The organism is Streptomyces sp. NPDC056987 (assembly GCF_042673865.1).
GTDB lineage: Bacteria > Actinomycetota > Actinomycetes > Streptomycetales > Streptomycetaceae > Streptomyces.
Map to the genome: position 1 here is coordinate 122,781 of NZ_JBHURV010000015.1, position 18,510 is coordinate 141,290.

Annotated in this window: 17 protein-coding genes; 10 read left to right on the top strand and 7 right to left on the bottom strand. The window is 73.6% G+C overall.

Annotation, left to right across the window (positions count from 1 at the left end):
* Window positions 1-2: 2 nt before the first annotated feature.
* The gene (locus tag ACFTZC_RS19475; RefSeq protein ID WP_382891268.1) at window positions 3-713 is read left to right on the top strand and encodes a PspA/IM30 family protein; all 711 of its coding nucleotides are present in this window, start codon (window positions 3-5) and stop codon (window positions 711-713) included.
* Window positions 714-971: 258 nt separating this feature from the next.
* On the opposite strand, the gene ACFTZC_RS19480 is transcribed toward ACFTZC_RS19475, so the two are convergent.
* The 5 genes from ACFTZC_RS19480 to ACFTZC_RS19500 form a co-directional block, all read right to left on the bottom strand.
* Window positions 972-3,524, bottom strand: coding sequence for a SpoIIE family protein phosphatase (locus ACFTZC_RS19480; RefSeq protein ID WP_382891270.1), 2,553 nt, complete (start codon window positions 3,522-3,524; stop codon window positions 972-974).
* 146 nt (window positions 3,525-3,670) lie between these two features.
* Window positions 3,671-4,075, bottom strand: a complete 405-nt coding sequence (locus ACFTZC_RS19485; RefSeq protein ID WP_382891272.1) for an ATP-binding protein — start codon at window positions 4,073-4,075, stop codon at window positions 3,671-3,673.
* Window positions 4,076-4,296: 221 nt separating this feature from the next.
* Window positions 4,297-4,704 carry a (deoxy)nucleoside triphosphate pyrophosphohydrolase gene (locus ACFTZC_RS19490; protein ID WP_382891274.1) on the bottom strand — a complete coding sequence of 136 codons (408 nt, stop codon included), beginning with the start codon at window positions 4,702-4,704 and terminating at the stop codon, window positions 4,297-4,299.
* Window positions 4,705-4,783: 79 nt separating this feature from the next.
* Complete coding sequence (locus ACFTZC_RS19495) at window positions 4,784-4,963, bottom strand: SPOR domain-containing protein (protein ID WP_365815640.1); 180 nt, start codon at window positions 4,961-4,963, stop codon at window positions 4,784-4,786.
* Between the two features lie 404 nt (window positions 4,964-5,367).
* A complete protein-coding gene (locus ACFTZC_RS19500) occupies window positions 5,368-6,120 on the bottom strand; it encodes a GntR family transcriptional regulator (RefSeq protein ID WP_382891276.1) in 753 nt (250 codons plus the stop codon).
* A 198-nt stretch (window positions 6,121-6,318) separates the two neighbouring features.
* Here ACFTZC_RS19500 and ACFTZC_RS19505 point away from each other — a divergent pair, with 198 nt between their 5' ends.
* The 3 genes from ACFTZC_RS19505 to ACFTZC_RS19515 all read left to right on the top strand — a co-directional run bounded on the left by ACFTZC_RS19505 (window position 6,319) and on the right by ACFTZC_RS19515 (window position 12,490).
* Window positions 6,319-9,027, top strand: coding sequence for a discoidin domain-containing protein (locus ACFTZC_RS19505; protein ID WP_382891278.1), 2,709 nt, complete (start codon window positions 6,319-6,321; stop codon window positions 9,025-9,027).
* A gap of 127 nt (window positions 9,028-9,154) precedes the next feature.
* The gene (locus ACFTZC_RS19510) at window positions 9,155-10,684 is read left to right on the top strand and encodes an ABC transporter substrate-binding protein (protein WP_382891280.1); all 1,530 of its coding nucleotides are present in this window, start codon (window positions 9,155-9,157) and stop codon (window positions 10,682-10,684) included.
* Window positions 10,685-12,490, top strand: a complete 1,806-nt coding sequence (locus ACFTZC_RS19515) for an ABC transporter permease subunit (protein ID WP_382891282.1) — start codon at window positions 10,685-10,687, stop codon at window positions 12,488-12,490.
* Here the strand turns inward: ACFTZC_RS19515 and ACFTZC_RS19520 are convergent.
* The gene (locus ACFTZC_RS19520) at window positions 12,468-12,830 is read right to left on the bottom strand and encodes a hypothetical protein (RefSeq protein ID WP_382891284.1); all 363 of its coding nucleotides are present in this window, start codon (window positions 12,828-12,830) and stop codon (window positions 12,468-12,470) included. The two genes, ACFTZC_RS19515 and ACFTZC_RS19520, sit on opposite strands and share 23 nt — an antisense overlap.
* A gap of 49 nt (window positions 12,831-12,879) precedes the next feature.
* Window positions 12,880-13,647, bottom strand: a complete 768-nt coding sequence (locus ACFTZC_RS19525; RefSeq protein ID WP_382891286.1) for a LysR family substrate-binding domain-containing protein — start codon at window positions 13,645-13,647, stop codon at window positions 12,880-12,882.
* A 58-nt stretch (window positions 13,648-13,705) separates the two neighbouring features.
* Between ACFTZC_RS19525 and ACFTZC_RS19530 the strand changes: the two genes are divergently transcribed.
* From ACFTZC_RS19530 to ACFTZC_RS19555, 6 genes are all read left to right on the top strand, one after another.
* Window positions 13,706-14,113 (top strand): DUF5997 family protein, encoded by a 408-nt coding sequence (locus ACFTZC_RS19530; protein WP_382891288.1) that lies wholly within the window; start codon window positions 13,706-13,708, stop codon window positions 14,111-14,113.
* A gap of 16 nt (window positions 14,114-14,129) precedes the next feature.
* A complete protein-coding gene (locus tag ACFTZC_RS19535; protein ID WP_382891290.1) occupies window positions 14,130-14,711 on the top strand; it encodes a Uma2 family endonuclease in 582 nt (193 codons plus the stop codon).
* Window positions 14,712-14,846: 135 nt separating this feature from the next.
* A complete protein-coding gene (locus ACFTZC_RS19540; protein ID WP_382891292.1) occupies window positions 14,847-15,299 on the top strand; it encodes a hypothetical protein in 453 nt (150 codons plus the stop codon).
* 148 nt (window positions 15,300-15,447) lie between these two features.
* Window positions 15,448-15,924, top strand: coding sequence for a hypothetical protein (locus tag ACFTZC_RS19545; protein ID WP_382891294.1), 477 nt, complete (start codon window positions 15,448-15,450; stop codon window positions 15,922-15,924).
* 141 nt (window positions 15,925-16,065) lie between these two features.
* Window positions 16,066-17,166 (top strand): PLP-dependent cysteine synthase family protein, encoded by a 1,101-nt coding sequence (locus tag ACFTZC_RS19550; RefSeq protein ID WP_382891296.1) that lies wholly within the window; start codon window positions 16,066-16,068, stop codon window positions 17,164-17,166.
* Window positions 17,163-18,461 carry an MFS transporter gene (locus tag ACFTZC_RS19555; protein ID WP_382891297.1) on the top strand — a complete coding sequence of 433 codons (1,299 nt, stop codon included), beginning with the start codon at window positions 17,163-17,165 and terminating at the stop codon, window positions 18,459-18,461. The genes ACFTZC_RS19550 and ACFTZC_RS19555 overlap by 4 nt, the downstream gene beginning before the upstream one ends.
* Window positions 18,462-18,510: the final 49 nt, after the last annotated feature.

The following is an 18,510-nucleotide window of genomic DNA, read 5'->3' on the forward strand; positions in this document are numbered from 1 at the left end:
CCATGACGAAGCAGACCATTCTCGGGCGGGTCACCCAGCTCGCGAAGGCCAACATCAACGCGCTGCTGGACCAGGCGGAGGATCCGCAGAAGCTGCTGGACCAGCTCATCCGGGACTACACCAACAACATCGCCGACGCGGAGGAGGCGGTGGCCGGCACCATCGGTCATCTGCGTCTGCTGGAACAGGATCACCTGGAGGACACGGCGGCGGCCCGGGAGTGGGGCGAGAAGGCGCTCGCGGCGAGCAGGAAGGCCGACCTGCTGCGCGCGGCCGGCCAGGGCGCGGAGGCCGACACCTTCGACCGGCTCGCCAAGGTGGCGCTGGGGCGGCAGCTCCAGTCGGAGAAGGAGGCGCGGACCGCGGAGCCGACCATCGCGGCGCAGACGGAGGTCGTGGAGAAGCTCAAGACGGGCCTGGAGAAGATGCGGGGCAAGCTGACCGAGCTGCGCTCCAAGCGGGACGAGCTGGTGGCGCGGGCGAAGTCCGCGCGGGCGCAGAACCAGATGATGGACGCGGTGAAGAACGTCGACGTCCTCGACCCGACGAGCGAGCTGGGCCGGTTCGAGGACAAGGTACGGCGCGAGGAGGCACGGGCGACGGGCAAGCAGGAACTGGCCGCGTCGTCGCTGGACGCGCAGTTCGAGCAGCTGGACAGCGACGGCGACAGCGCGGAGATCGAGGCCCGGCTGGCCGCGCTGAAGGCGGCGTGACGCGCGCGGCGCGACGCGGACGGCGGGGCCCCGGGCCGCGTAACGCGACAGCGGGCCACCGGCCCACGGGCCGCGACGGCTTGACGCGGATGGCGGGCCCGGGGCAGCGGCCCCGGGCGGCGCGACCGGACGGCCTGACGCGACCGGACGGCCTGACGCGGACAGCGGGCCCCCAGGACAGCGGGCCCGGGCCGCAGGGACCTGCGAGCCCGCCGGGCCCGCCGAGCCGTCGCCCGGCCCTGCCCGCCCAGCCCAGCGTCAGAACATGCTCAGCAGCTGCTCCACCGTCGGTTCCTTCACCGAGTCCCCGTCCGGCAGCGCGAGTTCGAACCAGACCGTCTTGCCGCGCGGCGTACGGCGCGATCCCCACGCCGCGCTCATCAGTCCGACCAGTTGCAGCCCCCGGCCGCCCTCGTCGGTGTCGCGGGCCCGGCGTCGCCTCGGCTGGACGAGGCCCGCGTCCCAGACCTCGCAGACGAGCGTACGGTCACGCAGCAGCCGCAGCCGGATCTCGCCCTCGCCGTACCGCAGGGCATTGGTGACCAGTTCGCTGACGAGCAGTTCGACGGTGTCCACGAGCGGTTCGAGGTCCCAGGCCATGAGCTGCGTGCGGGCCAGCTCCCTGGCGCGGCCCACCGAGCGCGGTTCGCGCGGGAGGCTCCAGTCGCCGACGGCCTCGGTGGACAGGCCCTGGATCCGCGCCATCAGCAGGGCGATGTCGTCCTCGCCGTGCCGGGTGTCGAGCGTGGTGAGCACATGGTCGCAGACGTCCTCCAGGGGGCGTGCCGCGTCGCCGAGGGCCGAGCGGAAGGCGCTCAGCCCTTCGTCGAGCGGCTGGTCCCTGGACTCGACCAGGCCGTCGGTGTAGAGGGCGAGCAGCGCGCCCTCCGCCACGTCGACGTCCACCTGTTCGAAGGGCTCCCCGCCGACGCCGAGCGGCATACCGGGCGGCACGTCGAGCATCAGCGCCTCCTCGCCCGGTTCGACCAGGACCGGCGGCAGATGACCGGCGTTGGCGAAGGTGCAGCGCCGGGTGACCGGGTCGTAGACGGCGTACACGCAGGTGGCGAGGTAGACCTCGGACAGCTCCGCGTCCCGCGACTTGTGGGCGACCCGTGACGCCTGCTGCGCCCCGCTGGGCGTGCCGAGGCCGCGGGCGATCTCGTCGAGCGCGGAGAGCACTTCGGCGGGTTCCAGGTCGAGCAGCGCCAGCGTCCGTACGGCCGTACGCAGCTCGCCCATCGCGACCGCCGCCCGCAGGCCGCGCCCCATGACGTCGCCGACGACCAGCGCGGTGCGGTGGCCGGGGAGTTCGATGACGTCGAACCAGTCGCCGCCGACCTCGGTCGCGGTGTTGCCCGGCAGATAGCGGCAGGCGATGTCGAGACCGGCGGCCTCGGGGTCGCCCGGCGGCAGCAGGCTGCGCTGGAGGATCAGCGCCCGTTCGTGCTCCCTGCGGTAGAGACGGGCGTTGTCGATACAGACGGCGGCGCGCGCGGCGAGTTCGACGGCGAGTGCCCGGTCCTGGTCGCCGAAGGGTTCGCTGCCCTTCGTACGGGAGAACTGGGCGAGGCCGATGACCGTGTCGTGGGCGACCATCGGGACGGCGAGCGTCGACCGTACGAGGCTGCCGGGCTCGCCGGGGATGGACTGCACGCGGGCGGTGCGCAGCGCGCCCGCGCTCTGCGAGCTGAACGGGTAGCGGTGGACGGCGCCGACGTCCGGTGACACGTACCCGTCCCCGCCGCCGGAGGTGCCGAGCGGTCCGTCGGAGACGGCACTGGCGAAGGCGACCCGGCGCAGCCTGGCGCTGCCGCCGCCGGACTCGGCCCCGGAGGAGCCCCACCGTCCCGGCGGTGCCTCCTCGCCGGTGAGCAGGGACTGGTAGAGGTCGACGGCGGCGAGGTCGCAGAAGCCGGGGACGGCGACCCCGAGCAGTTCGCGCGCGGTGGTCTCCAGGTCGAGGGAGTTGCCGATCCGGGCGCTGGCCTCGTTGAGGAGTGCGAGGTCGCGCCGGGCGCTGGCGGCCTCCCTGGCCGCGTTGTGACGGCGGGTGACATCCGTGCCGACCCCGGCGACGCCGATGGTGCGCCCCGAACCGCTGTGCACCCGGTAGAGGTTGATCGACCAGTGCCGGCGCTCCTGGTCCTCGGGGGCGGTGCCGACGATCTGGAGGTCGCTGACGGAGTCTCCGGTCTCCAGGACCCGTTTGAGGGCCCCGGTCAGCCGGTCGGCCTCGGGCCGGGAGAGATAGTCGTGGACCGTACGGCCGCGGTGGTCGCCGACGGTGCCGCCGAAGACCTGTGCGAATCGCTGGTTGGCGCGCCGTACCCGGAGATCGGTGCCGAACAGCAGAAATCCGAAGGGAGATTGGCCGAAAATCGCCTGCGAGGCGGCGAGGTCGGACTCGATCCGCTGGAGCGCGCGCACATCGACGACCAGACAGAGCGCGCCCCGGTCGCCGCTCTCCGTCTCGCTCGGCATGACATAGATCTCGGCGAGCCCGTGCTCCCCGCTCCTCCCGCCGGTCCGGAACGGGACCAGTCCGGTCCACTCCTTGCCGTCGAGGATCTCCTTGACCGTGCGGTGGCCTCTGGCCCGCAGATCCGCCGGTACGAACACCTCGACCGGATCCCTGCCCCTGACCTGGTGCGCGCTGATGCCGAACAGGTCGGCGGCACGCTCGCTCCACTGGTCGACCAGCCCGTCGGGCCCGATCGAGAAGGAAGCCACCTTGATGTAGTCATAGATGGAGCCGGGTGGATGGCTCTGCCATACGACGTCGCCCGCCGTCCCAGATATCTCGCTCACGCGACCGTCCCCTCCAGCTCACGCACCGGACCGGCCATGCCCGCAGTATTCAGCACTACGGCCCCGGCCGGCACGCCGTTCACGATCACAGCACAGTCTCGTTCTTTTTGAGCCGAGTCCGTCGTGATCGTTGTCCCTTCAGACTTCTAACCAGGGAGGGGCAGCTCGAACCACACGGTCTTACCTGTCTTCCCGCGCCGTGTCCCCCAGCGCAGTGCGGAACAGGCCACGAGCCGGAGTCCGCGGCCCCCCTCGTCCTCGGGACCGGCGAGGCGTTCGGTCGGGGGGTCGGGCACCGGGTCGGAGATCTCCACCAGCAGCGCGGCGCTCCGGGCGACGAGCCGTACGCCGATCGGTCCGGAGGTGTAGCGCAGGGAGTTGGTCACCAGCTCGCTGACGAGCAGGACCGCCAGGTCACGGAGAGTGGGGGACAGGCCCCAGGTGTGGAGGGTGTCACGAACGGCGTGGCGCGCGTGGCGCGCGGTGCCGGGTTCGGCAGGGAAGGTCCACTCGGCGCGGGCGCCGTCCGCGGTGTCGATCAAGCCGACCACATCCCAGGACCGACGGAGGCCCCTCGGCCCGTGCGAGAGGGGCAGTCCGTCATATACCCGGAAATCGGGACAACTACCCTCACTGGACTGCGGGTGCCGAGGAGAGGTCCGAGAGGCGCGGGAGGTCGCGGGACGCCCGAGAGGCCCGGGAGGTCGCGGGACGCCCGGGAAGTTTCAGGATGCCCGGGAAGCCCGGAAGGTTTCGGGAAGACCCGGGAGGTTTACGGGAGGCCCTGGACGAGCAGGCGGGCCGCCTCGGCGACGGCGGGGCGGTCCTGGTCGAGCCAGTCCACCGTGTGGATCTCCTCCGGACCGAGCCAGCGCAGCTCGTCGTGGTCCTCCAGCGGCAGGGGTTCGGGCTCCCCGGCGAGGAGCCGGGCCGTCCACACCTGGAGCACATAGCCCGGCTTGAGCGGCCACTCACCGGGGACCCGCTCCACCGGGCGCGTCTCCACGCCCAGTTCTTCCCGCAACTCGCGTACGAGGGCCTGTTCGGGCAGCTCCCCCGGCTCCACCTTGCCGCCGGGCAGCTCCCACCGGCCGGCCAGCTCGGGCGGCGCGCTGCGCCGGGCCGCCAGCAGCCTGCCACGGTCGTACACGGCGCCCGCCACCACCACACGATCACTCATGCGCCGGGAGCGTAACGCGAAAACGCCACGGGGTCGTACGCGCCGGGGTGCCGCAGGGGCCCCACGGCCGGGCCCGCGGCTACGGGGTGGTCTGGCCGGCCCGCTCCACCCAGTACGTCTGGCCGTGTCCGCGCACCCCGAGGCCGTCGGCCATCTTCTGGGCCTCGTCCTCGGTGGCGTACCTGCCGACGCGGTAGCGATTGCCGTTGTCGTCCTCCCGTATGACCAGCCATGGGAGCAGGGCTCCGCTGTCGTTCATCGAGCCCCTTCCACCGACGAGCCGCGTCTCTCCGAAGATCTCCAGGAAACCGCATTCCGCATATGCCCGAGCGTACGCCTGACCTTTACTCAGCGAATATGGGTTTACACAAAGAGGCACTCATCCGGCCAACAATGCGCCGAAAACCGGGGGCAGGGGGCGCACTCAGCCGAACGCGCCCCCTCTCCCGGCCCGCCCCGGGCATCCGGTCCCGGCCACCGCCCGCCTGTCGGACGAGCGGTCCACGCAGAGGGTCCGCGAGCCTCCCGGAACGGCATCCTCCGTGGTCAGGCGCATCTCCGGCGGCCCGTAAGGGCGTTGGAGCGGAGTGCGGGAGGCGGCTCGAACACGCCGGAGCGCGTGCCCCGGCACCGGGCAGGCGGGCGCGCACACCTGCCCTTCCGTTATTTGACCGAAAGATGGTAGGCGATCCGGTAGCGGTCGGCCGGGACGACGACGTCCGCCGTCTCCACGGCACGCCCCGACGCGTAATAGGTCCGCTCCAGGACCATCACCACATGGCCGGGCACGCCGCCGAGCGTCAGCAGCTCGTCGGCCAGCCCCGGGCGCGCGCCCACCTCCTCCAGGACGTTGTCCACGACGATGTCGATGGCCGCCATGCGCTCCACCACTCCGCAGCCGCCGAGCGGCCCCTCCTCGGGGAGCATCACCGGCGTACGCCCCGTCACCGCGAGGGGCTCCCAGGACGTGGAGAGCATCATGGGGTCGCCCGCCTCCCGGAAGACGTAGCGCGTCCGCATCACCCGGTCGCCGGGCTCGATGCCGAGCCGGGCGGCGATCTCCTGCGACGCCTCGCCCTGCTCACTCCTCGACTCCCACGTCCCCCGCGCGCCCGCCTCCGCCTGCTCCTGACGGAACGGGCTGGACCCCACCGGCGGCCGGTAGCCGGAGCGGGCGATCCGGCGCGGCACGGGCCGCTCCCGCACATACGTGCCCGACCCGGAGCGGCCCTCCACCAGGCCCTCGGCCATCAGCACCTTGCGCGCCTCCAGCGCGACCGTGTCGGACACGCCGTACTCCTGGCGGATCCGGGCCTGCGAGGGGAGCCGGGTGTGCGGGGGCAGCGCGCCGTTGACGATCTTCTCGCGCAGATCACTCGCCACGCGCAGATAGGCGGGCTGCTCACCGAAGGCCACGGGCCACTCCCATCAGGTTGACAGACAGCAACAGACTGGCAACCGTCGGTTGTTGGCCGCAAGCGTGGGCCAGGGTTTCACTCGATGTGATGATTTGCGTTTACGCTGCGGCTTCCCGGCGTAACCGTCCCCTCGCCGGCCGGTCCCCTACGCGCGCCGTACGGGGCCGCCTGGCACGGCCTTCCTACCGTCGTACCCGTGATCTTCTCCCCCGCCCCCTTCCGCCGCATTCGTCCGGCCGCGCCCTTCGTCGCGGCCACGCTGCTGCTGGCCGTCCTGCCCGCCGCGTACGCGGCCCCCGCCCCGGACCGCCGGGCCGCCTCCGACCGCCGGGCCGCCGCGGGCCCCGACGCCCCGTCAGGACCGCCCTGCGGACAGGAGACCGAGCCCGGCTGGTCCCCCGCCGCCACCCGGATCGATCCCGCCGACAGCTACCACGCCTACACCGGCAACGGTTTCCTGGGCGTACGGGTCCCGCCCACCGGCGCCGGGTACGCCGAGCCGGGCGGCGCCACCGGCTGGCCCCTCTACACGCCCCGCTACGACGGCGCCTTCGCCGCCGGGCTCTACGCGCACGAGCCGGGGACCACCGCCGACCGCCAGGTGATCGCCGCGCTGCCCACCTGGACCACGATGGACGTGCGCGTGGGCGGCGAGACCTTCGGCCCCGGCAGCCGGATCTCCCGCTACCGCCAGCGCGTGCTGCTGCGCTGCGGAGTCGTCGTCACCACCCTGCGCTGGACCACCGCCGACGGCCGCGTCACCGATCTGACGTACGAGGTGCTCACCGACCGCTCCGACCCGCACACCGGCGCCGTACGGCTGGAACTGACGCCGCGCTGGAGCGGCACGGCCACCGTCACCGGGGCGCTCGACTGGCGCGGGGCGCGGCGGCTCACCCGTACCGGAAGCGACGCGGAGGCCGACACCTTCCGCGCCAAGGGCACCGGGACGGCCGGCGCGGTCGCCTCGGTGGTGCGGCCCGCGCTCCACGGGCCCGTCCGGGTGCGGGCGGACCGTACGTACCGCTTCGTGAAGTACGTCGGCGTCGACACCGCGCTGACCGCCCGCGATCCGCGCGCCGCCGCCGTGGCCGCGGCCCGGCGGGCGGCCGGCCGCGGCTGGCCCGCGCTGTTCGCCGCCAACGCCGCCGCGTGGGCGCCCCTGTGGTCCGCCGGTATCGGCGTCGTCGACGCACCAGGGATGCCGGATCTGCGGGCCTGGCTGCGCGCCGCCCAGTACGGGCTGCTGACCAGCACCCGCGCGGGCGCCTCCGACAGCATCGCGCCGACCGGACTGACCAGCGACAACTACGCGGGCCTGATCTTCTGGGACGCCGAGGTCTTCATGTTCCCCGCGCTGCTGGCCACCCGCCCCGAACTGGCGCGCTCCGTCGTGGAGTACCGCTACCGCACCAGGGAGGGCGCCGCGTCGAACGCCGAGAAGCTGGGCTTCAAGGGGCTGTTCTACCCGTGGACCAGTGGCGAGGCGGGCCTCCTCTGGTCGGAGTGCCAGTCCTGGAATCCGCCGCACTGCGTCACCCAGATCCACCTCCAGAGCGACATCGCCCTCGCCGCGTGGCAGTACTACGAGGCCACCGGGGACCGCGACTGGCTGCGCGAGCGCGGCTGGCCGCTGCTCAAGGGGATCGCGGAGTTCTGGGCCTCCCGGGTCACCGCCAACGACGACGGGAGCTACTCCGTCAAGGAGGTGGCGGGCCCCGACGAGTACAGCAACGGCGTCACCGACGGCGTCTTCACCAACGCGGGCGCCGCCACCGCGCTGCGCCGCGCCACCGAGGCCGCCGCGCTCGTCGGGGAGGAGCCGCCCGCCGCGTGGACCCGGATCGCGGACCGGATCCGGATCCCCTACGACCCGAAACGGAACATCTACCTCCAGTACGCCGGGTACGACGGATCGCGGATCAAACAGGCCGACACCGTGCTGCTGATGTATCCCCTGGAGTGGCCGATGCCCCCGGGCGCCGCCGCGGCGACGCTCGACTACTACGCGGAGCGCACCGACCCGGACGGGCCCGCCATGACCGACTCGGTCCAGGCGATCGACGCCGCGGCGATCGGGGAGCCGGGGTGCGTGACGTACACGTACCTCCAGCGGGCGATCCGGCCGTTCGTGCGCGGCCCGTTCGCGCTCTTCTCCGAGGCGCGCGGCACCAAGGCGGGGGCGGACGACCCGCTCGCCGGCTCGCCCGCGCAGGACTTCCTGACCGGCAAGGGCGGCTTCCTCCAGGTGTTCACGCACGGGCTGACGGGGCTGCGGCAGCGCGCGGACGGCGTACGCCTCGATCCCATGCTGCCGCCGCAGCTCGCGCGGGGGGTGACCGTACGGGGGCTGCGCTGGCAGGGGCGTACGTACGACGTGGCCCTCGGCGCCCGCGAGACGACGGTGCGGCTGACGTCGGGCGCGCCGTTCACCGTGCACACCCCGGCCGGCGACCGCCTGCTCGACTCCACGCTGACGCTCCCCACGCGCCGCCCCGACCTCGCGGCGACGGGGAACGCGGCCCGCTGCCGTCCGGTGAGCGCCACCTCGGAGCAGCCGGGACAGTATGCGGCGGCGGCCGTCGACGGCAGCCCGGCGACCGCGTGGGCGCCCGCGGAGGGGGACGCCACGGCGGCGCTCACGGTCGACCTGGGGCGCCCGGTGCCGATCGCCGCCGTCACGCCGCGGTGGACGGAGCCGCGCCCCGCCACGTACGGGATCGAGACGTCCACGGACGGGGCCCGCTGGAGGCCGTTCCGGCCGGGCGCCCCGGGCCGTTACGTCCGGATCACCGTCCATGCCGCTGCCCACAGGGGTACGAGTACGAGCCCGGGCATCAGCGAACTGTCCGTCAGCACCTCCGGTACGGGCGGCGCGCCACCGGCGGCGGGCGCCTCGGGTTGAGAATTCACCCACCCCAGGGGCTGGATTGGTAAGGCTTGCCTTATATGCTGCGTTCGCTCCCGGAGTGCACGCGGAGCGCACACACGTCCCGGCGGGCATCCCCTGCCCGTACAGAAGGACCTGCCCCATGCGCACCACCACCCGCGGCGTGCTCGCGGCGCTCACGCTCCCGCCCCTGCTGGCCGGCTGTTTCGCCGCGAGCGGCCCGGACTCCGCCGCCGGCCAGGGGTCCGGCGCGGACGGTGCGAAGCGGCTGCGGGTCGCCCTCGCCGTACCGCCGGTCCAGGCGCTCTCCCCGTACAGCAACGACGCCACCGTGCTGAGCAAGCTGTCCGTCGCCGAGGGCCTGACCGCGCTCGGCGCCGACGGCACCGCGAAGGCGGCGCTCGCCACGTCCTGGAAGCGGACCGACGCCACCACCTGGACCTTCGAGCTGCGCAAGGCCTCCTTCCAGGACGGCACCGAGGTCACCCCGGCCGCCGTCGTCAACGCGCTCGACCACGCCGGCGCCGCGAAGACCAGGCCGCGCGTGCTCAGCGACGTCACGCTGACCGCGAAGGCCGAGGGCGCGAACACGGTGCGGATCACCACCGGCGCCGCCGACCCGGTGCTCCCGCTGCGCCTCGCCTCCCCGGCGCTCGGCATCCTCGCCGCGGGCGCCTACGCGAAGGACGGCTCCGTCGACCCGGCGGGCAACGGCACCGGCCCCTTCGAGGTCACCAAGCTCACCGGCACCTCCAAGGCCACCCTCCGGCGCTTCGACGGCTACTGGGGCGGCCAGGCCAAGACCCCCGGCATCGACGTCTCCTGGATCGCCGACGGCACCGCCCGCGCCAACGCGCTGCGCGCGGGCGACGTGGACATCGCCGAGTGGATACCCACCTCGCAGGCGAAGCTCCTCGACGCGAAGACCCGGCACGAGGTGCCGTCCGTCCGCACCGACAGCCTCGTCCTCAACACCGCGAGCGGCGTCTTCACCGACGCCGCGCTGCGCGCCGCCGCCCGCGAGGCCGTGGACGGCCCGGCGCTGGTCGGCTCCGTCTTCGGCGGGTACGCCGACGCGCCGAAGGGGCTCTTCGGCCCCGGCATCCCCTGGGCCGCCGGCGACCGCACCGCCGTGACCGGCCGCGCCGCGGCCGCGAGCACGGCGGAGGTGAGGTCCGCGACCAAGGGGAAAACGCTGCGCCTCGCCACGTACACCAACCGGAGCGAACTCCCCGAGGCCGCGACCGTGCTCCAGCAGCAGCTGGAGAAGGCCGGGTTCACGGTGAAGCAGGACGTCCGCGAGTACACGCAGATGGAGGCGGACCTGCTCGCCGGGAAGTACGACGCGCTCGTCTTCTCCCGCGTCACGCTGCTCGACACCGGCGACGCCGTCTCGTACCTCGCCAGCGACTTCACCAGCAAGGGCGTCTACAACATCGCCGGGCTCAAGGACCCGGCCGTGGACCGGGCGATCGCCGCGGCCGCCGAAGAGGGCGACACCGAGCGCAGGCGGCAGAAGACCATGGCGGCCGAGGCGGCGGTCCTGCGCACCGACGCCGTCGTCCCGCTGGTCCACGAGAAGGTCGTGCAGGGCATCGCCACCGGTGTCGAGGGCGTGCTCCTCGACCCGCGCGAGCGCTCCCTGATCGACGCCGACACCCGCCTCCGCTGAGTGGCCGTCACCCCCGGCGCCCCCGGCGCCGCCCCGTACCGCCGCGTCGTGTGGCGCGCCGGGGCCGGCCGGCTGGCCGCCGGCGCCGCCCTGCTGGTCACCGTCGCGCTGCTGCCCTGGCTCTCGCGCACCGACCCGGCGCTGACCGTGCTGCGCACCCGGTCGGCCGAGCAGGACCCGACACCTGAGGCGCTCGCCGCCGTACGGGAGCAACTCGGCCTGGACGACGGGCCGCTCGCCCTCCTCGGCCGCTGGCTCGGCGGGCTGGCGCGCGGCGACGCGGGCACGTCGTGGGTGTCCGGCGAGCCGGTGCTGCCCGACGTGGCGGCGGCCTTCGGGATCTCGGCGACCCTCGTACTGGGCGCGCTGCTGGTCACGGCCCTGGTCGCCGGGGCGGTCTGCGCCCGTACGCTCCTGCTCGGCTCCCGGCGGAAGCTGCGGTACGGCGGGGCGGGCGGGCCGGCGGCGCTGCTGGCCGCGCTGCCGAAGTTCCTGCTGGCGTCGACGCTGGCCACGGTGTTCGGGGTGGGGCTCGGCTGGCTCCCGTCGAGCGGCTGGGACGGGCCGGCGTCGATGGTGCTGCCCGCGCTGGCGCTCGGGGTGCCGTCCGGCGCGATGATCGGCGGGCTGCTGGAACAGGCGCTGCCCGCCGCGTTCAACGAACCCTGGGCGCGCACCTGGCACGCCGCCGGGTTCCCGCCGGGCCACACGGCCCGGCACGCGCTGCGCCGGACGCTGCCCGGGGTGCTCCCGCAACTGCTGCCCACGCTCGTCGCGCTGGTCGGCGGCGCCGTCGCGGTGGAGAAGATCTTCAACATCCCGGGGCTCGGCCGGCTCGTCCTGGACGCCGCCGTCGCCCAGGACCTGCCCCTGCTCCAGGCCGGCACGCTGACGCTGATCCTGCTCGGCACGGGCGCGGGCCTCGCCCTGGGCGGGCTGCGGCGCGCCCTGCTCGGCCCGGCGCTGCGCGACGGCGCGCTGCCCGCCCTGCACCGGCCGCCGCTGCCCGTACGGCGCTGGGTCCGGTACGCCGCCGGGGCCTGCGCGCTCGTCCTGGTGGTCCTCGTCACGGCGGGGGCGCTGCGCGATCCGCTGCACGTCGACACGGCGGCCCGGCTGCTGCCGCCGTCCGCCGCGCATCCGCTGGGCACCGACGCGCTCGGCCGCGATCTGCTGGCGCGGGTCGGCCACGGCGCGCTCCGCACGGCCCTCGTCGCGCTGGCGGTGACGGCGGTGAGCGCGCTCGCCGGGGTGCTGCTCGGTCTCGCCCCGCGGGTGAGCGCCGGGCTGACGGACGTGGTGGCGACGCTGCCCGCCGTCCTGGCCGGGCTGCTGGTCACGGCGGTCACCGGGCCCTCGGTGTACGGGGCCGCGCTGGCGGTCTGCGTGGTCGGCTGGAGCCCGTACGCCGCCCAGACCGCGGCGCTGCTGGAGCAGGAGCGCGCGAGCGGCCATGTCGCCGCCGCGACCGCTCTCGGCGCGGGGCGCCGCCAGGTGCTGCGCCGTCATCTCCTCCCGGCGCTGCTCCCGCCGCTGCTGCGCAACGCCCTGCTGCGCCTGCCGACCGCGGTGCTGGTGCTGGCCTCGCTCGGCTTCCTGGGCCTGGGCGAGCAGCCACCGGCGCCGGAGTGGGGCCGGCTCCTCTCGGAGAACCAGCCGTACGCGGAACTGGCCCCCTGGACCGTCCTGGGCCCGGCCGCCGCACTGGCCCTGCTCGCCGTCCTGGCGGTCACGGCGGGCGGGGAGGGGCCGCGCCGGGCCACCGTAGGTCAGCCCCGGCGGGTCACCAGGGGCCGCCACGCGTGAACGGGGCGGTCCGTACGTCGAGCCACTCCGCCCCGGCCCACGCGGCGAGGGCGAGCACGCCGACCATCATGAGCGCGGCCAGGCCCTCCCTGACCCGCAGGACTCCGGCGGCCAGCGCCCAGACGGCAAGGGCGAGGGCGGGCATCCCGAACAGCAGCAGGGGCAGTTCGACGTAGAGGAGGCTGAGATCCCGCTCCCCCTCGAACCCGCCCCGTACGCCGGGAGCGGCCCCGAGGAACCACACCACGGCCCCGGTCGCAAACCCGCCCACCACAGCCAGGCAGCCGGCCCACCCCCGGGTGACGGGCCGTTCGTCCGCGGAACTCTCACGTATCGCCATCAGGTCGAAGGACGCGCGGGCCGCGGGGCCGGTTCCCCGGACCTGCGAGTCAGGACCGGCGACGCGGCTTGCCGCGCTTGGCGCCTCCGGAGCCACTCCGCGCGCCCTTGCCGGCGGCGGGCTTCCGCGCGGCACTCTTCGCCGTCGTCTTCGACTTCGCCTTGGCCTTCGCCGTCGGCTTCGACTTGTCCTCGGGTACGGGCGCGGGGCGGCCCCGGGTGCTGTTGACGGTCCGCCCCCGGACGATCCCGATGAACTGCTCCACCAGATCGGTGGTCTCGTCCTCCCGCCACGACAGCGCCACCCGCGACTCGGGGGCGTCCGTCACCGGCCGGTACGTGAGGTCCCTGCGGTGGTAGAGCCGGGCCAGCGACTGCGGCACCACGAGCAGCCCCACGCCCGCCGCCACCAGCTCGACCGCGTCCGCCGTCGTGGCGGGCCGCTCGACCGCCGGAAGGCCGGGCGGGCGCTCCCACTCCAGGGTGTCGTCAAGGGGGTGCAGCACCACCTCGTCGGCCAGCTCCGCGGCGGAGACCTCCTCGACGGCGGCCACGAGATGGTCCTTGGGCACCACCACGACGGTCGTCTCGGTGTAGAGGGGAATCGCGCTGAGCCCGCTCCGGTCCATCGGCAGCCGCACCAGCCCGGCATCGGCGCCCCGGCCCCGCACCACCTCGGGCGCCTCGGCGGCGGAGACCCCGCTGAGGACCAGGGGAACGCCGGGCAGCCGCTCGTGCCAGATCCGTACCCACTTGGTGGGCGTCACCCCCGGTACGTAGGCGAGCCTGAATGAGGGAGGTGCGTCCGAGCCTGTCACCCCGCCAGATTACCGGCCGTGGTCGGAGGGCGCGCACACGCTCGTTACGCTGGGCTTCATGACCTCGCACAAGACCACTGTCCAGACGATGAAGCCCGCCACGGCGGCGAAGAAGCTGGGCGTGTACCTGGAGGCCACCCCCGCGGAGTTCCAGGAGGGTGTCGTCTCCCGCAACGAACTGAACGCGCTGCAGGCCGACCCGCCCGAGTGGCTGTCGACCCTGCGCCGCACCGGCCCGCACCCCCGCCCGGTCGTCGCGGCGAAGCTGGGCGTCTCCATCGCGGGCCTCGCCCGCGGCGGCGTGACGGACCCGCTCACCACGGAGGAGATCGACGCGCTGAAGGAGGAGAACCCCGACTGGCTGGTCCGCGAACGCGCCACCCAGGCCGAGGTCAGGAAGGAAGCGGTCCGTATCAAGCAGAAGCACGCAGAACCTACCGGTCGGGCCCCCGAGGCACGCTCCTGATCGGTACGATTGGGGCATGACCGCACTGCCCGACTGGATGCGCCCGCCGCGCGCGGAAGGCTGGCTCGCGGAGGACTTGGACCGCCTCCCCGAGGCACCCCGCCACACCGAGCTGATCGACGGAGCGCTCGTCTTCATGATGTCGCCGCAGAGGTGGTGGCATGGCCACCTCGTCACCATGCTCACCGTCGCTCTCATGGAGCAGGCGCCCGCCGACGTCAGAGTCGGCCGTGAGATGACCATCAAACTCGACCAACGCAATCGCCCGGAGCCGGACCTCGTGGTGACGACGGCCGAATTCGAGAGTGACCGCACCTGGTTCGCACCGGACGAAGTGCGACTCGCCGTCGAGGTTGTCTCCCCCGAGTCCGCCCACCGCGACCGCACGGTGAAACTCCGCAAATACGCCGAGGCCGGCATCCCGCACTACTGGCGTATCGAGGACGAGGACGGAGCGCCCGTGGTCCACGTCTACGAACTCGACGAGCCGACCGCGTCCTACGTGCCGGTCGGCATCTTCAGGGACTCGCTCCGGCGCCCGGTGCCCTTCGAGATCAGCCTCGACCTGGAGAAACTCGCTCCGCCCCGGCGCGGCTGAGCCGGCCGCCGGAAGCGGCGCCGTTTCGAAGAGCGGAACGGGTACCGAGCGAATACCGGCCATGTACGAGGCTGATTGCCGCGATGTTTCCGGGATGGTGTCAGGGCCGCATCGGGAAGCCCTTAGGATCACCACATGATCACGGCTCGGCCACCATTCGGTATCGCACGAGCCCGCCATGCGGCGGGCCCCCTGCGCGTGCTCTGGCTGGCCGCCCTGCTGATCGGTTTCGTATACACGCACGGTCCGGACGCCGGCAGCGTCGCCGGACATGTCGCGCCGCACGGCAACGCCTTCGCGGCAGCCTCGGATGCCACCGATGACGTACACGGCGGCGACGGGACACCGGCCGTCTCCGTATCGGCGAGCCGCGACGGGCACGGACCCGACGGCCCGTCCCATCCGGCCACGGAGTGCGTGCCGGGGCAGCCGCAGTCGGCGCAGGCGCAGGCAGCGCCGTGCGCCACGCCCCGGGTGTGGGGTCCAGCGGCCGTGATACCGGCGGGCGGGAAGTACGGTGCGCGGCATTCCGGGTCGGCCGCCCCGTCGTCGGCCGAGGCGAGAGGCCCCGTGGTCCTGCGCGTCTAGAAGACGCCGGCTCCGCCGCCGGACCGCGCCCTCGCGGCGCCGTCCGCCGTCCCGGTCCGCCCTTCTCGGTCCGCCATCTCGCCGAACCTGCCGCTGCTTTCCCCTCCGACGCCCGGCGTCCGGGGAGCGGCCCTGCCACGGAGGATCCGTGCCGTTCTCCCTGCCCGCGCTCCCCCGCCCGCCCCTGGGCCCCCGCTCGGTCCGTGCCCTGTCCCTGCACCTGCTGCTGGTCTGCGCCGTACTTCTGACGGCCCTTCTGTGCGACGTGTCGCACGCGCGGGCCGACGACGGCACGGACACTCCGAGGAAACCGACCGCAGTCACCCCCGTCGCCCCCGTCGCTCCCGTCTCCGGCGTCTCTGACCTCTCCGGCGTCCCGGACGTCGCGGTGCTCGGGACGCAGGAGCACCGGCACCCCCAGACTCACTGCCTGCCGAGCGTCGTCACCCGCTCCGCCGTTGACACGCAACGGCCCTCGCCCGCCGTCCTGGGCCTGCCCGCCGTCGTCCCCGCCCGTACCGGAACCGCCGGAGACCGGCCGGGCCCCGCGCGGGAGGCGTGCACGGCCCGGACGGAGCGCTCGGGCAGATCCACCCTCACCGCCGTCTGCCGGTGGCGCATCTAGAAAGCCCGTCCGCAGCCGTCGTCATCACCGGCTGCCGCGTACTGGCGGCGCGACCGGAGGCCCACGGCCCCCGGCGCGTCACGGCAGAACGCGAGATGAACCGCGTCCCCCACCAGCGCTTCATCGAACGAGAGCGAAACGATGCACTCACCCCTCACCACCGACATCGCCTCCGCCCACCCCACGATCTCCGGACTCGTCGGGAACACCCCGGTCGTACGGGTGTCCGCGCCGCTCACCCCGGCCGGGCGGGGCTTCTGGGCGAAGCTGGAGGGCTTCAACCCGGGCGGGATCAAGGACCGGCCCGGACTGCACATGGTCGAGCGGGCCCGCGCCCGGGGCGAACTGCTCCCCGGCGGACGGATCGTGGAGTCCACCAGCGGCACCCTCGGGCTCGGGCTCGCGCTCGCCGGAATGGTGTACGGACACCCCGTCACCCTCGTCACCGACCCCGGCCTCGAACCGTCGATGACCCGGCTCCTCACGGCGTACGGGGCGGAGGTCGACATGGTCGCCGAGCCGCACCCCGACGGCGGCTGGCAGCAGGCCCGCCGCGACCGCGTGACCCACCTGCTCGGCCGGGATCCGCAGGCGTGGTGCCCCGATCAGTACAACAACCCGGACAACACCACCGCGTACACCCCGCTCGCCCTCGAACTCGCCTCCCAACTGGGCCATGTCGACGTGCTGGTGTGCAGCGTGGGCACCGGCGGCCACTCGGCCGGGATCTCCCGCGTCCTGCGCCAGCTCTACCCGGAGCTGCGCGTCGTCGGCGTCGACACCATCGGCTCCACCATCTTCGGCCAGCCCGCCAGGACCCGGCTGATGCGCGGCCTCGGCTCCAGCATCTATCCGCGCAACGTCGCCTACAAGAACTTCGGCGAAGTGCACTGGGTCGCCCCGCACGAAGCGGTACGTACCTGCCGCGAGCTGGCCTCCTCCCACTACGCCACCGGCGGCTGGAGCGTCGGCGCGGTGGCGCTGGTGGCGGGGTGGCTGGCCCGTACCCTGCCCGCCGACACCCGGATCGCGGCCGTCTTCCCCGACGGACCGCAGCGCTACCTGGAGACGGTCTACGACGACGAGTACTGCGCCCTGAACGGGCTGCTCGATGTCGCCCCGGCCGACGAGCCCGACACCGTGAGCCGGCCGGACGAGAAGGAGGTCACCCGCTGGACGCGGTGCACCCGGGTCGTCGACCCCCTCGCGCTGTCCGCCTCCACCGAGGAGGGCGGCCGATGAGGGCCCTGCTCGGCCAGGTACGTTCGTACGAGCGCAGCGTGCAGTTGCTGATGGTGAACCAGTTCACCATCAACCTCGGCTTCTACATGCTGATGCCCTACCTGGCCGCCCATCTCTCGGGCACCGTCGGACTGGCCGGCTGGCTGGTCGGACTCGTACTCGGCATGAGGAACTTCAGCCAGCAGGGCATGTTCCTGGTCGGTGGCACGCTTGCGGACCGGTTCGGCTACAAACCCCTGATCATCGCCGGATGCGTGCTGCGCACCGTCGGCTTCGCGGCCCTGGGGTTCGTCGGTTCGCTGCCGGGACTGCTGGCCGCCTCCGCGGCCACGGGGCTGGCGGGCGCCCTGTTCAACCCCGCCGTGCGGGCCTATCTGGCCGCCGACGCCGGGGAGCGCAGGGTCGAGGCGTTCGCGCTGTTCAACGTCTTCTACCAGGCGGGAATCCTGCTGGGCCCGCTGGTGGGCATGGTGCTGACGGGCGTGGACTTCCAGATCACCTGCCTGGTCTCGGCCGGGATCTTCGCGCTGCTGAGCGTCGTGCAGATCCGCGCGCTGCCCGCGCGCCGCGCCGACGACGCGAAGAAGCACGAGGACGGGCGGCGGGAGAGCGTGCTGTCACAGTGGCGTCTGGTCTTCTCCAACCGGCCCTTCCTGCTCTTCTCCGCCGCCATGATCGGCTCGTACGTCCTGACCTTCCAGGTCTACCTGGCGCTGCCGCTGGAGGTACGGCGCCTTGGCGGCGACGGGCAGTTCGGGACGGCCGCCGTCGCGCTGCTGTTCGCGGTCTCCGGGCTGAGCACGATCCTCGGCCAGACCCGGGTGACCGCCTGGTGCAAGGCCCATGTCGAACCGGGCCAGGCACTCGTCCGGGGGCTGGCCGCGATGGGCCTGGCCTTCGTACCGCTGCTGCTCGCGGCGGCCGTACCGGTTCCGCGGGGCGGCGTGGGGCTGTGGCTGCTCGCGGCGGTTCCGCCGGCGCTCTCCGCGCTGCTGCTCGCCCTGGGGACGATGATCGCGTACCCCTTCGAGATGGACACCATCGTCCGGCTCTCGGGTGACCGCCTGGTCGCCACCCACTACGGGCTCTACAACACCATCTGCGGGGTCGGGATCACGCTCGGCAATCTGCTCACGGGGGCGTCCCTCGACGCCGCCCGCTCGGCGGGGATGTCCGCGCTGCCCTGGTTCTGTCTGCTCGCGCTCGGCCTCGCCTGCGCGGGGGCCCTGTACGGGCTGCACCGCACGGGTCGCCTGACCGGGGCCGCGCCGGAACCGGCACCGGCACCGGCCTGACGCCCGGCGGGTCCTGGGGGCGGGCGGCGGGCACAGCCGCCCGCCCCTC

Excerpts from the sequence above, each read along its gene's own strand:
- ACFTZC_RS19475 (WP_382891268.1), top strand. The coding sequence starts at position 3 with ATGACGAAGCAGACCATTCTCGGGCGGGTCACCCAGCTCGCGAAGGCC.
- ACFTZC_RS19490 (WP_382891274.1), bottom strand. The coding sequence starts at position 4,704 with ATGAGTGATCGTGTGGTGGTGGCGGGCGCCGTGTACGACCGTGGCAGG.
- ACFTZC_RS19495 (WP_365815640.1), bottom strand. The coding sequence starts at position 4,963 with ATGAACGACAGCGGAGCCCTGCTCCCATGGCTGGTCATACGGGAGGAC.
- ACFTZC_RS19510 (WP_382891280.1), top strand. The coding sequence starts at position 9,155 with ATGCGCACCACCACCCGCGGCGTGCTCGCGGCGCTCACGCTCCCGCCC.
- ACFTZC_RS19520 (WP_382891284.1), bottom strand. The coding sequence starts at position 12,830 with ATGGCGATACGTGAGAGTTCCGCGGACGAACGGCCCGTCACCCGGGGG.
- ACFTZC_RS19530 (WP_382891288.1), top strand. The coding sequence starts at position 13,706 with ATGACCTCGCACAAGACCACTGTCCAGACGATGAAGCCCGCCACGGCG.
- ACFTZC_RS19535 (WP_382891290.1), top strand. The coding sequence starts at position 14,130 with ATGACCGCACTGCCCGACTGGATGCGCCCGCCGCGCGCGGAAGGCTGG.
- ACFTZC_RS19540 (WP_382891292.1), top strand. The coding sequence starts at position 14,847 with ATGATCACGGCTCGGCCACCATTCGGTATCGCACGAGCCCGCCATGCG.
- ACFTZC_RS19550 (WP_382891296.1), top strand. The coding sequence starts at position 16,066 with ATGCACTCACCCCTCACCACCGACATCGCCTCCGCCCACCCCACGATC.
- ACFTZC_RS19555 (WP_382891297.1), top strand. The coding sequence starts at position 17,163 with ATGAGGGCCCTGCTCGGCCAGGTACGTTCGTACGAGCGCAGCGTGCAG.